Raw genomic sequence first — 13,373 nt, 5'->3', positions numbered from 1 at the left:
GCGGGACCGCGCGCGGCGAGCCGACGATTCCGCATGATCTTTCGAGGCCGGCGCGCCGTGACCAGCGGCCGCCATTCTACTGGCGAGCTGCAACCGGGGCGTCGATGCCGGTCCTGACGATCTATCGATTGCTGACCATCGGATTGACGCCTCTCGCCGGCGCGGCGCTGGGCTGGCGCGCCAAGCAAGGCAAGGAAGACCCCGAGCGGATCGGCGAGCGCATGGGCGCGCCCGGTCTGGCGCGTCCCGCCGGACGGCTGGTCTGGCTGCATGGCGCGAGCCTCGGCGAGAGCCTCGCCCTGCTGCCGCTGGTCGAACGCTTCATTCAGCGCGGCGTCGAGGTTCTCGTCACCACGGGCACGGTCTCCTCCGCCAAAGTGCTGCGGGCGCGGCTGCCGGCCGGCGCTGTGCATCAATTTCTGCCGCTCGACGCGCCGCAATTCGTCGAGCGATTCCTCGAGCATTGGCGACCCGACATCGTGCTCTTCGCCGAGTCGGAGCTGTGGCCCAATATGATCCGCGCGATTCATGCGCGGCGGCTGCCGCTCGTTCTCGTCAACGCCACCATCTCGCGCCGCTCCGCCGCGCGCTGGCGGCGACTGCCCGGCGGCGCGCGAACCTTGTTCGGCGAGATCGATCTCTGCCTCGCGCAGAACGCCGAGAGCGCCGCGCGCTATCTGGGCCTCGGCGCGCCGCGCGTGCGGGTCTGCGGCAATCTGAAATTCGACGTGCCGCCCCCGCCCGTCGGCGCCGGCAGGCTCGCCGAATTCAATGGCGCCATCGGCCCGCGTCCGGTCTGGGCGGCGATCTCCACCCATGCCGGCGAGGAGGAGATCGCGATCGACGCGCATCTCTCGCTTTCCGGCGAGGTTCCATCGTTGCTGACGATCATTGTGCCGCGCAAGCCCGAGCGCGGCGCGGAGATCGCCGCTCTCGCCAGCGCCAAAGGCCTCGCCGTGGGCCTGCGCTCGCGCGACGGCGAGCCGCGGCGCGGCGTGCAGATCTATGTCGCTGATACGGTGGGAGAGCTCGGCCTGTTTCTCCGCGCCGTCAGCGTGGTGTTCACGGGAAAATCGCTGGCCGCCGAGGGCGGACATAATCCGATAGAGCCGGCCAAGCTCGGCTGCGCGATCCTGCATGGACCGCATGTCGAGAATTTCGCCGACATTTATGGCGAGCTGGCCGCCGCCCGAGCAGCCGCCCGCGTGAGCGATGCGGATTCGCTGGCGCGCGCGCTGCAATTCCTGCTCTCCGACCCCTCGCGAATGCGCAAGATGGGCCGCGCCGGCGCCGAAGTGGTGAGGAAGCTCGGCGGCGCCTCGCAGAGCATAATGGCGGCGATCGAGCCCTATCTCGCCCAATCGGCGCTGGAGCAGAAATGAGCTCGCGCCGCGCCTGCGAAAATGCGCGCGCCTGACTTCTGGCGACGCGCGCCGGCCTCGCCGCTGGCGCACGCATTGGCGCCGCTCGGCGCGATCTATGGCGCGATCGCTTCAGCGCGTATGAGACGGAAGGGCGAGCGCGCCGATCTGCCGGCGATCGTGATCGGCGGCCCGACGCTGGGCGGCGACGGCAAGACGCCGGCGGCGCTCGCTGTCGCCGCTTCTCTCATGGCAATGGGCGAGCGGCCGTTCTTTCTCACCCGCGGATATGGCCGCCGCGACATGCGGGGCGCGCCTTTCCTCGTCGATGCGAAAATCCATACCGCGCGCGAGACGGGCGACGAAGCGCTGCTGCTGGCGCGCTGCGCGCCGACCATCGTCGGCGTCGATCGCGCTGCGGGGGCGCGTCTCGCCCGCGATCTCGGGGCGACGGCGCTGGCGCTCGACGACGGATTGCAGAGCCGGCGGCTCGAGCCCGATCTCGCGCTGATGGTCGTCGATGGATCCTATGGCGCCGGCAATGGGCTGTGCCTCCCGGCCGGCCCGTTGCGCGCGCCCTTGCGGCGCCAGCTCGCCGCGGTCGACGCGCTCATGCTCATCGGCGAGGGCGCGGCGGGAGAAGCGGTCGCCGAACATGCGAGAGCGGCAGGAAAGCCGGTTCTGCGCGCCCGCATCGCGCCCTTCGCCGATCGCCTCCCCGAACGCGCGCTCGCCTTCGCGGGCATCGCGCGGCCGGAGAAATTTTTCATGACTCTCGAGGGTTTGGGCGTCGAGATCGTCGGCCGAAAGAGCTTCGCCGATCATCACGCCTATACGGCGCGCGAGCTGGCGGCGCTCGAGCGAGAAGCCGCGCGCCTCGGCGCGACGCTGGTCACGACGGAGAAAGACGCCGTGCGGCTTTCTCCCGACGCCGCCGCTCGCGTGCAGGCTCTACCGATCCGCTTGCGCTCGGAAAAAGAGGAAATGCTCCGCCGGCTTCTGCGCCGCGCGCTGGCGCGGAATTGAGACGCCTCACGGCTTCTTCGGGAAGCTCACGCCGATGCGGGCGAGCTTGGCGTCGGTGCTGGAATAGGCCTCTTGCAGGTCGACGTTCCAATAGCGGAGCTCTTCCAGCGGAATGGGCTCGCCGGTCACGGCGCAGCGCACAAAGGCGCCCGGGCGGCGAACGCGGAAGTCGCCGTCGCGATATTCGACCTCGGCCTCGACCGCGGCCTGCGGCTGTCGTTCGAACCGGTTCATGCGGATCCTGCGTCTCGCCCGCTCGGTAAAGCGGCGCACCGACGAAATAAACGAGGTCATGCCGGATTTTCAATAGGAGAGACGCGATTGGCAAGCCGAATCGCACGCGAGCGGCCGAGCCTTCGCCGTCCCGCCCGCTGCGGCCGCGCCGGAACGGCTGCCCCGAAACGCGAATGGCCGCCCCGAAGGGGACGGCCATCGCGGAAGGAATCGGTTTCAGGCGGCGCTCACCAGAAGACCTGGGCGCGGGCGAGGAACATGCTCGGGCGGTCGCCGTTGAGATAGGCGCGATCGGACGGGGCCGAGAGCGTCAGGACTTTCGTCCAATTGGCCTGGAGACGCACGCCCCTGACCGGATACCAATTCAGCGCCAGCGTCAGATTGCCCTCGCGCCCGCCCAGCGTGGCCGTGTTGGCGAGTGCCTTCTGCGCGGCGTTTCCGACGAGGGCGGCCGCATAGACATAGCTGCTATCGACGAGGCCGCCATTATTGAGGTTGAGCTCGCTATAGCGCGCGGCGAACTCCCAGGCCCCGAGGCCGCCCTTATTGAAGGGATTCTTGATCGCCACATCGGCGAATGTGCCGGGCGAGCCCCAGTTCTGGTCATAGCCGCGATAGGAGGCGGCGCGCGATTCGCCGGTCAGGAACACCGAGCCATAGACGTAATAGCCGCTATAGGAGAGGCTCGACCCGCCGGCGTTGCCGAGCAGTAGCGCGTTGAGCGGATCGCGCTCATATTGGGAGGCGAGATATTCGGCCTGGACCGCGAAGGGCCCATAGGCCGCCGACGCCTCGAAGGCGTAGCTATACGAATATTTCAGACAGCCGTTCTTGAGCGTGAAGGGCGAATAGAGAAGCGAGAGGCCCGTCGAGGCCGTCGCTAGGCTTCCGGAGGCCGCGCAAGTGAGATCCTGCGCCGTCGGCACGCGAATCAGAGCGCCGCTGCCGCCGAGAACGTCGAACTCGTCGCGCGTTCCCTGGCCGGGCCGATAGGTGTTGGCGTTGGTCGCCGCCGTCGCGTCATTGGGCTTGTGATAGCGGAAGGACGAGCCGAAATGCAGGAGCTTGTCCTCCTCGACGATCGGCGCATAGGTGGCGCGCACCGCCGCGTCCCAATATTGGGCGCCGCCGGTGGGCGGAGCCGTCGCCGTGTCCTGCGGGCTGGTCGAGAAGAAGCCGCCCTTGACGCTCCAATGCTTGTCGCCCGCTCCGACCGCGACGCCGATATGGCGGCTCGGCGCGAGGGCCTCGGTCATGGCGCGCTCGATGAAGGTGATGTGCTTGGTCGAGCTGACCGTCTCGAGGCTGAAGGGCTCGAAGAAATTGCCGACCTGGAAAGTGACCGGCTGCTTGGTGATCTCTTCCGGCAGCAGCTTGTCGCGATAGGCGAGGAAGGCGTCGCGAATGCCGGCGGCGCCGGAGCCGGTGAAGTCGTACTGGAACTTGTAGAACCAGTTTTTATAGGCTTTGCCCTCGACCTCGAGCTGAGCGCGGCGGAAGCCGGCGTTGCTGCGCGAGATGGTGTCCGCCGAGCTGGCGAAGCCGCCGTCGGTCTGGACGCGGCCGCCGATCTTGAAGTTGAACGCCTTGTCCTCGGTCTCGACGAAGAGGCCGTTCTTGAAGCTGACGAACACCGGCGGCGGGGCGACGAGCCCTGGCTGCGTCTTGGCGGAATTGATGGCGTTCTTGACCTGGGCGTTGGTCTTGGCCTGCTCGGTCATTCTCGCTTCGAGGCGCTTGATCTGATCCTTCAGCGCCTTGATCTCGCTCGCCGTATCGGCCAGCGCCGGGGCCGGAACGCCCAGCATCCCGCAGAAGGCGGCGAGCGCGACGCCGCCCGAAAGCCTCCGCGCCATTTTCGACCCGATATTCTGTTCTCTCATCAAAGCCCCCTGCGCTGAGCGTCCGGCGTCTCGCATGATCGGTTCGGACAATTCTTCGCCGGACGAGGCTTCATTCGGAGGAATGACTATTCGTGTCGACGACAAGTTATCCTGGACGGGAACCAAACACTGCGCGGCGCGCGTCATTTACGCTATTTGCCTATTGCTCGACTTATGATGCCAACATTCTCATCAGCCTTGCTCATATAGCGAGCTTCTACCGATGAAATGTTCTTTTGAAACATCACATGTAATTGTCTTACATTTCGATCGGCGGTCCGCGCAAGGCCGAAATCGGATTCCCTTAAGGTTTTTCACCTAGGTGTTGCAGATCGGACACAATTCGGCCTCTTTCCGATATGGGCTGCCACAATATCGCGCTCGGCCGCGATCACTCGAGCAGAGGAAAAATGCTGCAATTCGAAGGGCTAGGCGCCCCCCTACGTGGCATTTGAGCCACACCTCGAGGGGAAAGCGCCGTCACAAAGCCCCTCCCCTACGAATTGTGATGATTGTGTCACAGAACGCCTCTAGCGCTGCCCAAGCGGTAAGCAATTCAAGAGGCTGACATGACACATGTACCGAAGGTCCAGACGATCGCGAAAGGCGCGACGCCTTCGAAGCTGCTGGGAGGCGTGGCCGTTGTCGCGCTCCTCGGCGCTTTCGGCGCGCCCACGGCGGCTGTCGCCGACACGGCGAGCGAGATCAAGGCGCTCAAGGCGGAGCTGAAGCGGCTCGAGCACCGGCTCGAGGAGCAGGCCAAGACAACCCATCAGGTCAAGAATGCGCTGAACTCCGCGAAGAGCGCGCCCGACCACAAGGGTCCGCCGCCGGTGTTCGTCAGCTTCAAGAACGGCCTCTTCGTCGAGACCGAGGACAAGGACTTCAACTTCAAGGTCGGCGGCCGCATTCAGATCGACGGCGGCTTCACCAGCTATCCCTCGAGCGGCTCGCGCAGCAACGTCGACTTCCGCCGCGCCCGCCTCGAGGTCGAGGGCAAGGCCTATAAGAACTGGTACTACAAGTTCCAATACGACTTCACGGGCTCGGGCAGCCAGGGCATTCGCGACGCCTTCCTCGCCTATCGCGCCAAGCTGCTGCCGTCGGAGATCACCTCGCAGCCGGTCACCTTCCAGGTCGGCAGCCAGTATGAGCCGTTCAGCATGGAGACGGTGACGTCGTCCAAGCACATCACCTTCATCGAGCGCGCGCTGCCCGGCGCCCTGGCGCCCGACCGCCACATCGGCGCGAGAGTCGGCCTCGGCGACAAGCATTGGGCCGTGCAGGCCGGCGTGTTCTCGACCAGCTTCGGTCAAGACAAGGCCCAGAATCCGGCGGCGACGGGTCATCAATATTGGGACCTGACGACCCGCGCGATCTATGCGCCGATCGTCGAGGAGGACAAGCTGCTCCATTTCGGCGGCTCGTTCATGTATCATAAGCCGAACGACTCCACCGCCGCGCAGGATCCGAACAATCTGCTGCCGGGCAGCGGCAGCCGCGACGAAACCGACATTCTGAAGAATACCTACATCGTCGTGCCGTCGGCCCAGGCGTTGAACTGCAGCCCGGCCTTCAAGGCGGCGGCCGGCGTGGCCCTGCTGTGGACGCCCGGCTACCTGCAGAACGGCTGCCTGAAATCCAGCTACAACTACAATTTCGAAATGGCCGCCACCTACGGCCCCTTCTCGGTGCAGGGCGAATACACCGGCGCGCATTACGAGCGTGATGCGGGCACGGCGCTGGCGCTCGGCAACAACGGCGGCTCGAGCCTCGAATACAGCGGCTATTACGTGCAGGGTTCGGTGTTCCTGACCGGCGAATCCCGCGCAGCCTCCTATAAGGGCTATGACAAGGATTGGAATTCGCCGGGCACCTTCGGCGACATCGCGATCAAGAATCCTCTCGGCAAGGGCGGCTGGGGCGCCTGGGAAATCGCCGCGCGCTACAGCGAGCTCAATCTCAACAACGGCGGTCTCGTCGACAGCAATTACGCCTATCTGGCGGCGGTCGCCGGCAATGCGGCGCAGAAGGCGCTCGCCAACACCGCGACGCTGGGCGGCCGCGAGGAGAATCTGACCCTCGCGCTGAACTGGTATCCGGTGAAGGGCGTTCGCCTCCAGGCCAACTGGACGCGCGCCATGACGCTCGTCGCTCCGTCCGACAAGCCCTATCTCAACGGCCAGCACCCGAGCACCTTCCTGTTCCGCACGCAGGTTTTCTGGTGAGAGATAAAGGCCGGGCCTCTCGGCCCGGCGAGACGTTCGATCGAGAAGAGGCCGCCCTTCGGGGCGGCCTTTTTCATTATGGAGCCAAATTTCATGGCGTGACATTTCCGCAACAGCTGCCGCTGAAAACATCCCGCGCCGACCAGCAGCCTAGTCAACCTCTATAGTCTATGACTAAGATATACTACTTAGGCGTCAATACGGGGACACTGATGAACGGGCATAAGGGATCGCGCGGACGGATAATGTGGCGGCTCTCGGGCGGCGTCGCTCTCGCCGCCTTCGCAGCGACTTTCGGGCTTCCGGCTTCCGCTCTCGCGGATACGGCGAGCGAGATCAAGGCGCTGAAGGCGCAATTGAAGCGACTCGAGACGCGACTCACGGAACAGGCCAAGTCCACCGCTCAGGTCAAGAATGTGCTCAATTCCGCCAAAGGCGCGCCGGGAGCCAATGTTCCGCCGCCCGTCTTCGTCTCCTTCCGCAATGGCCTTTATGTCGAGACAGAGGACCAGGACTTCAGCTTCAAGCTCGGCGGCCACATCCAGGCGGACGGCGGCTTCGCCTCCTCCGCGGACACCATTTCGCGCAGCAATGTCGGCTTCCGCCGCGCGCGCATAGAGGTCGACGGAAAGGCCTTCAAGAATTGGTATTACAAGGTCCAATATGATTTCACCGGCTCCGGCGTCGCCGGCATCCGCGATTTCTATGTCGCCTATCGCGACAAATTTCTGCCGCCGGAGCTGACGTCTCTGCCGATCACCGTGCAGATCGGCAATTTCCGAGAGCCCTTCAGCCTGGAATCGACCGAATCCTCCAAGTATTTCACCTTCATCGAGCGCACGCTGCCCTCCGTGCTCTCGCCGAGCCGCCATATCGGCGCGGCGGTCGCGATCGGCGACAAGAACTGGGCGGTCAAGACGGGCATCTTCTCGACGAGCCCGCAGGACACGCAGACCAGCCCGCCCACCGGCGAGTCCCAATATTGGGACGCCGCGGTGCGCGCGATCTATGCGCCCGTCACGGAGGAGGACAAGCTGCTCCATGTCGGCGCCTCGTTCAAATATCACAAGCCGAACAACACCACCGCGGCGACCGACGCGGCCAATCTGCGCCCCGGCCAGTCCTCCGAGCGCGAGGAGACGGACGTGCTCGGCGGCGGCGGCGCCCTGACGCGCGTCTCGGCGGCTCAGGATCTCTCTTGCGCGGCCTCGTCGGCGACGCTCAACATTGCGACGACCGGCGTCGGCCAGCTCATCGCCCCCTTCGCCCGGCGCTCGAGCTGCCTGAAATATTCCTACAACTACGGATTCGAAGCCGTCGGCGCCTATGGGCCCTTTTCGCTCCAGGGCGAATATATCGCCGCCCAATATGAGCGCGACTCCACCAACGCCTTCCTCTACGGCAATGGCGGCGGAAGCAGCCTGCGCTACAGCGGCTATTATGTGCTCGGCTCGGTGTTCCTGACCGGCGAGTCGCGCGCGGCCTCCTACAAGGGCTATGACAAGGACTTCAACACGCCCGGCAGCTTCGGCGACGTGCAGATCAAGAACCCGCTGAACAAGGGCGGCGTCGGCGCCTTCGAATTCGCCGCGCGCTACAGCGAGATCAATCTCAACAATGGCGGCCTGGTCGACGGCAATTTCGTCTATGCGGCGACCGTCGCCGGCAACGCCGTCCAGAAGGCGATCGCCAGCACGGCGACGCTCGGCGGACGCCAGGACAATTTCAGCCTCGCGCTGAACTGGTATCCGGTCCGCGGCGTGCGCTTCCAGGCCAATTGGACGAAGACCCTCACGCTCGTCGCGCCCTCCGACCGCCCCTATCTCAACGGCGATCGCCCGAGCCTCTTCCTGGCGCGCGCGCAAATCTTCTGGTGAGGCCAAGACAAAATTCGATACATAGCGTTTCGAGCCATCGCGGCCGCCCTTCGGGGCGGCCGTCGCGTTTTTGGGCGAGAGGCTCGCGCCGCTCGTTGCGCGCGCTCGTTCCCGTCACGAAAAAAGTATAATAGAAAATTAGTAATTTTTCATCGCCGATTCGGCGAAGCGTCTGTGCTCTAGATATTACGTAAGTCTTTATACGCAGTTCTATCGAACATTGCTTCGACGGATCGCAGAAATGCCCAAATCGAATCTTTTTATTTTGGCTTATGTCGTCGCCATAGCCTGCCCGATCGCGGCGGACGCCGAAGAGCTCCCCAAGCGCCGCGCCGCCCCGGCCGAATATGTGCGCGTCTGCGATCAATATGGCGCGGCGTTCTTCTATATTCCCGGCACCAACACTTGCCTGCGCCTCGGCGGCGCCGCCGTGGGCGAATGGCGGAGCTGGAGCACCTCCTACCGAATGTCGCGCAGCATCATCGCCACCGACAATCCCGTCGCCTTCGGAACCGGCGCCGGCGGCAATCCGCTCGGCCTACCGGGCCATGTGCCGAATCTCGGCTATTCCAACGCCCGCAGCGGCGACAACACTGGCTTCGTCGGCATAGGCCGGGCGGAACTCGACGCCCGCGCGCCCACCGACTACGGCACGATGCGCGCCTTCGTGCGGCTCGAATCCTATTTTGGTTCGGACAGCAGCGCGGCGACGGGCTCGCTGAGCGGCGGACAATATTTCGGCGGCGCCAATTTCGCGAACGGCACGACGTTCCGCACCACGGCGCGCGAGACGACGATCCTCAACAAGGCATTTTTGCAATTCGGCGGCCTCACCGTCGGCCGCGTGCAGTCTTTCTTCGATTTCTACACCGACAACATCAATTGGGAGGCGCTTCGCGGCTCCAATGCGACGGTCGGCGCGCTCGCCTATACTTACAGCTTCCGCGACGGGGTCTCCCTGAGCTTCTCCCTCGAGGACAACGTCTCGCGGCGCGGCTTCATCGGCTCGACCATCGGATCCTATAATCTGATCGCGGCGGTCTATGGCCTCACCGGGGCCGCCGCGGATTTCGCGGCCGCGGCCTGGGGCACGCGCTTTTCCGGCGTCCCGGACGGCGTGAAAATCCCCGATATCGTCGGCGCCTTCCGCATCGACCAGCCCTGGGGCGGGGCGCAGATTTCCGCGGCCGCGCATCAGCTGCGCAGCTCGATCTACACCCGCAACGCCACTGTGGCGACGCCGGTCACCGGCGTGCCGCTCGGCACGGCGATTCCGGCTGTCTCGCAGGAGGATTACGGCTATGCCGCGCAGCTGGGCTTGCAGTTCAATCTCGACAAATTCGCCCCGGAGTTTTTCCCCGAGGGCGACAAATTATGGATCCAGGGAACCTACGCTCGCGGCGCCGTCGGCTATCTGATGGGAAATAATCTGAGCTTCAACGGCGGCCCGGTGAACGGCAACGCCTTCTATGGCTATGGCAATGGCGGGGTCAAAGCCAGCAATGGCTGGGAATTCACCAGCTTCGACTGCGTCTGGACCGCGGGCGCCCATTGCGACAAATCGACCGGCTGGGCGGCGCTCGCGGCCTTCAAGCATTACTGGACGCCGACGCTCTCCTCCGGCCTCTACGGCTCGGTTCTGGAGCTCTATTACAGCCCGAGCGCCATCGCCGATTTCGGCGGCGGCGTCGGCGCGGTGAATACGACGGAATATCGCATCGGCTCCAATCTCGTCTGGACGCCGATCAAGAATTTCGATCTCGGCGGCGAGCTCATGTATCTGCGCGACAATCACCACAGCCGGCCGGTGGGGCTCGCGCCGGACATAGCGCTGTGGTCGGTCGGCCTGCCCTCATGGAAAGGCGCCAACGCCACGGTCGAGGGGCGGCTGCGCCTGCAGCGCTCCTTCTGACGGCGCGATGGACCCGAGGCCGGCGGGCGGCCTCAATCCCCGCGCTGCGGCGCGAACGATCCGTCCGCCTCCATCATCTCGAGCAGCATCCCCTCGCGCAGGCCGCGATCGGCGATGCGTGTGCGAGAGGCCGGAAAGAGGCGTCGAATCGCCTCGAAGATCGCGCAGCCGGCGAGCACGAGATCGGCGCGTTGCGGGCCGATGCAGCCATTGGCGGCGCGCTGGTCGAAATCCATGGCGCGCAGCTGATCGATGGCGCGCGTCGCATCCTCGTCGGACAACCAGAGTCCGTCGACGCGCCAGCGATCATAGCGCTCGAGGCCGAGATGCACGCCGGCGAGCGTCGTCACCGTGCCGGAAGTGCCGAGCAGATGGAAACGCTCGCAGCGCCGCTCCGCGGCCGTGCGCTCGGCGAAAGCGGCGAGCGCCTCGAGCGCGCGCGCGATCATCGACTCGTAAACGGCCGGGCTCACGCTTTTGCCGCCGAATCGCTCGGCGAGCGAGACGACGCCGATCTCGAGCGAGGTCCAATGACGCAACAGACAGCCGCGCGCCGAGCGCGTCAGCCAGACGAGCTCGGTGGAGCCGCCGCCTATGTCGAAGAGCAATATGCTCTCCGCGCGAGGATCGGCGAGCGAGCCGCAGCCGCGCGCAGCGAGCCGCGCCTCGGTCTCGCGGTCGATGACCTCGAGCGAGAGGCCGGTGCGCGCGCGCACGCGCTCGACGAATTCGGCGCCGTTCTCGGCGGCGCGGCAGGCCTGGGTGGCGATGAGCCGGGCGCGCGAGACGCCGCGCAGGCTCATTTTCTCGCGGCAGATTTCGAGCGCCTCGAGCGTGCGCTCGATCGCCTGCTCGCCGATGCGCCGGGAGACGCCCATGCCCTCGCCGAGGCGCACGATGCGCGAGAAAGCATCGATGATGCGCAGCATGTCGGATTTGCGCCGCGAGCGCTGCTCGGGCCGCGCGATCAGCAGCCGGCAATTATTGGTGCCGAGATCGAGCGCCGCATAGACATGATCGTCGCGCCGCTCGCCCGCGGCGCGCGCGCTGCGGGCGTCGGGCGAGCCGGGGGCGTACGGGCGGGCGTGATCGCTCGATCCGTCGTCGGACGCGCCTGTCCCCGCGCCCATGCGCGGCGTTTCGCCGCCGCCCGGGCCCCCGCCCCAATGTTCCGGCTTTTTCAACCCGCCTCCCGACCGGCCCTCTTCCGTTCGCATCGCCGATCTTTGTCTCGACGAGACTCATGGCCGATCGCGGGAAGTGTAGCAAGGCCGGCGCGAATGCCCAAGGAGCGCGTTCGGGCGAGCATTTCGAGAGCCCCCGGCGCCGATCGTGAGCTCGAGCGCGCCGCCAACCGCGTCCAACCGTGGCGATCATGTTGACAGGAGGGCGTCCTCTCATTAGATCACCGCGACGCGCCGCTTCGCCGCGCGACCGTTGGGGGATAGTTCAACGGTAGAACAGCGGACTCTGACTCCGTTAATCTTGGTTCGAATCCAGGTCCCCCAGCCAAAATTCAAGACAGCCTAACCGATTGAAGGCACTGAGGTCCGACAAGCGCCGCCTGCGGCGATAGCCGTGACGGTGGACCAGCCCCGTGGACCAGTCAAGGGCCGCTCTTAACCCCGCGTAGAGACGCCGTCGGCACAGTCACGGAACAGGATCGTCCGCCGGGCGCCACGAGCGCAGCCAGCGGGGCTTGAGGGAGTCGCAGCATCTTGGCTAGGAAGACTGGTACGCGAGCCGACTTCGATCGCCCCGCTCTCAAGCGCACCAAGCTCAGCTACGACCAGCGCGCGGAAATCGATCGCCGCATTGCGACCAAGATCGAGAAACTAGGCGAGAATCCGCACCGTCCCATGTCGCCCGATTGGGATTTCGAAAATGGCGACTATCCCCATCCACGCAATCGCTGGATATTTCCTTCAGTTGCCTTCTCGCGCGCCGGCGACCATGCGCGCGACTTCGCGCGTGCGATGCAGGGCGTCAACACGTCTCAGTTCCGTTTGATCACGCTACGGAATCAGAACGAGCTGCCCAAGCAGGGCGAGCTTGCAACTCATCTCAACGACATTTCGGCAGCATTCAACGGCGTCGTGCGGTATCTCATTCGTAAAGGGATCGCGCGTCCGCAGCTTTCGGCGACCCACACGCGCTATAGCGCCGCAGCGGGTCGACTGGACCCGCACATACACGGAATTTGGGAAATTCCATCCGAGATGATCGAACGCGCCCGTTCGCTGCTGCAAAAGACTTTCGGCGGGGGTGTATGGATCGACGAGAAACCTGTCGAAGACGTCAGAAAAGCAGCGTTCTATATATGTTCTGGAATTATCGACCACGCCGCTGCGCCTAGCTGGCCGCCAACAGTTCTGGGAGAGGTGTGGCGGCTTTCACCGCACCTCCATTACGTCAGGCCCGCAGGACGTTACGCCGAATGGATCAAGCAACATAACCGGTCCGCGGATGGCGCATCCGCCAACAAGCCCGATCGACGGGGCAATCCTTTATACTCAGCAAGCCCACCCGCACAGGAAAATCACTCGGACTCCGATACCCCGGGAACAAACCCGACCGCCGACGGCACAGTTCCGTCACCGTCCGCTCTGGTCTTACATCTGTTGTTGGAGATCGCCAAGAATCGTTAGCGTACCGGCGGAAAACAGAAGTACCAAACCTAGGGAGTCGTCCGTACTCGAAAAATCTGAACTACCTCGTGCGCGACAATCCCACATTTGAAATAGGACGAAGCCCGTCAAAACCCCGACGAAAGCGAAATTCGCGTTTGACGAACCTTTTGATTGGAGAAATTTACTCATTGATATCAATATCATATGCTTGATCCGCCTCGA

General features: G+C 64.7%; 9 protein-coding genes and 1 tRNA gene. 7 read left to right on the top strand and 3 right to left on the bottom strand.

Going from position 1 to position 13,373, the window contains the following annotated elements; all coding sequences use genetic code 11:
- The first annotated feature begins 104 nt into the window (after nucleotides 1-104).
- Both KP010_RS09625 and lpxK read left to right on the top strand, forming a co-directional pair.
- On the top strand, nucleotides 105-1,382 hold the full coding sequence (locus tag KP010_RS09625; protein WP_142863247.1) for a 3-deoxy-D-manno-octulosonic acid transferase: 1,278 nt from the start codon (nucleotides 105-107) through the stop codon (nucleotides 1,380-1,382).
- Between the two features lie 21 nt (nucleotides 1,383-1,403).
- Nucleotides 1,404-2,387, top strand: coding sequence for a tetraacyldisaccharide 4'-kinase (gene lpxK / locus KP010_RS09620; RefSeq protein WP_216280809.1), 984 nt, complete (start codon nucleotides 1,404-1,406; stop codon nucleotides 2,385-2,387).
- 6 nt (nucleotides 2,388-2,393) lie between these two features.
- On the opposite strand, the gene KP010_RS09615 is transcribed toward lpxK, so the two are convergent.
- Together KP010_RS09615 and KP010_RS09610 are read right to left on the bottom strand one after the other, a co-directional pair.
- Nucleotides 2,394-2,621 (bottom strand): DUF2093 domain-containing protein, encoded by a 228-nt coding sequence (locus tag KP010_RS09615; protein WP_108917140.1) that lies wholly within the window; start codon nucleotides 2,619-2,621, stop codon nucleotides 2,394-2,396.
- Between the two features lie 227 nt (nucleotides 2,622-2,848).
- Nucleotides 2,849-4,504, bottom strand: a complete 1,656-nt coding sequence (locus KP010_RS09610; protein ID WP_246728701.1) for an OprO/OprP family phosphate-selective porin — start codon at nucleotides 4,502-4,504, stop codon at nucleotides 2,849-2,851.
- Between the two features lie 569 nt (nucleotides 4,505-5,073).
- On the opposite strand from KP010_RS09610, the gene KP010_RS09605 reads away from it, so the two are divergent.
- The 3 genes from KP010_RS09605 to KP010_RS09595 all read left to right on the top strand — a co-directional run bounded on the left by KP010_RS09605 (nucleotide 5,074) and on the right by KP010_RS09595 (nucleotide 10,521).
- Entirely contained in the window at nucleotides 5,074-6,732 is a 1,659-nt protein-coding gene (locus tag KP010_RS09605; RefSeq protein ID WP_216280808.1) for an OprO/OprP family phosphate-selective porin, read from the top strand.
- A 212-nt stretch (nucleotides 6,733-6,944) separates the two neighbouring features.
- Nucleotides 6,945-8,609, top strand: a complete 1,665-nt coding sequence (locus KP010_RS09600; RefSeq protein ID WP_216280807.1) for an OprO/OprP family phosphate-selective porin — start codon at nucleotides 6,945-6,947, stop codon at nucleotides 8,607-8,609.
- Nucleotides 8,610-8,850: 241 nt separating this feature from the next.
- Nucleotides 8,851-10,521 carry a porin gene (locus tag KP010_RS09595; protein WP_142863251.1) on the top strand — a complete coding sequence of 557 codons (1,671 nt, stop codon included), beginning with the start codon at nucleotides 8,851-8,853 and terminating at the stop codon, nucleotides 10,519-10,521.
- Nucleotides 10,522-10,553: 32 nt separating this feature from the next.
- Here the strand turns inward: KP010_RS09595 and KP010_RS09590 are convergent, their stop codons facing one another.
- Nucleotides 10,554-11,651 carry a Ppx/GppA phosphatase family protein gene (locus tag KP010_RS09590; protein ID WP_371824233.1) on the bottom strand — a complete coding sequence of 366 codons (1,098 nt, stop codon included), beginning with the start codon at nucleotides 11,649-11,651 and terminating at the stop codon, nucleotides 10,554-10,556.
- 308 nt (nucleotides 11,652-11,959) lie between these two features.
- On the opposite strand from KP010_RS09590, the gene KP010_RS09585 reads away from it, so the two are divergent.
- Together KP010_RS09585 and KP010_RS09580 are read left to right on the top strand one after the other, a co-directional pair.
- Nucleotides 11,960-12,033: transfer RNA gene (locus tag KP010_RS09585), tRNA-Gln, on the top strand.
- A gap of 206 nt (nucleotides 12,034-12,239) precedes the next feature.
- Nucleotides 12,240-13,169 carry a hypothetical protein gene (locus KP010_RS09580; RefSeq protein ID WP_216280806.1) on the top strand — a complete coding sequence of 310 codons (930 nt, stop codon included), beginning with the start codon at nucleotides 12,240-12,242 and terminating at the stop codon, nucleotides 13,167-13,169.
- Nucleotides 13,170-13,373: the final 204 nt, after the last annotated feature.

This window comes from Methylosinus sp. KRF6 (assembly GCF_018887255.1).
Taxonomy (GTDB): domain Bacteria; phylum Pseudomonadota; class Alphaproteobacteria; order Rhizobiales; family Beijerinckiaceae; genus Methylosinus; species Methylosinus sporium.
This window is presented reverse-complemented; position numbering and strand designations above follow the sequence as displayed.

Coding starts and splice junctions, on each gene's coding strand:
- KP010_RS09625 (WP_142863247.1), top strand. CDS start 105: ATGCCGGTCCTGACGATCTATCGATTGCTGACCATCGGATTGACGCCT.
- lpxK (WP_216280809.1), top strand. CDS start 1,404: ATGCGCGCGCCTGACTTCTGGCGACGCGCGCCGGCCTCGCCGCTGGCG.
- KP010_RS09615 (WP_108917140.1), bottom strand. CDS start 2,621: ATGAACCGGTTCGAACGACAGCCGCAGGCCGCGGTCGAGGCCGAGGTC.
- KP010_RS09610 (WP_246728701.1), bottom strand. CDS start 4,504: ATGAGAGAACAGAATATCGGGTCGAAAATGGCGCGGAGGCTTTCGGGC.
- KP010_RS09605 (WP_216280808.1), top strand. CDS start 5,074: ATGACACATGTACCGAAGGTCCAGACGATCGCGAAAGGCGCGACGCCT.
- KP010_RS09600 (WP_216280807.1), top strand. CDS start 6,945: ATGAACGGGCATAAGGGATCGCGCGGACGGATAATGTGGCGGCTCTCG.
- KP010_RS09595 (WP_142863251.1), top strand. CDS start 8,851: ATGCCCAAATCGAATCTTTTTATTTTGGCTTATGTCGTCGCCATAGCC.
- KP010_RS09590 (WP_371824233.1), bottom strand. CDS start 11,651: ATGGGCGCGGGGACAGGCGCGTCCGACGACGGATCGAGCGATCACGCC.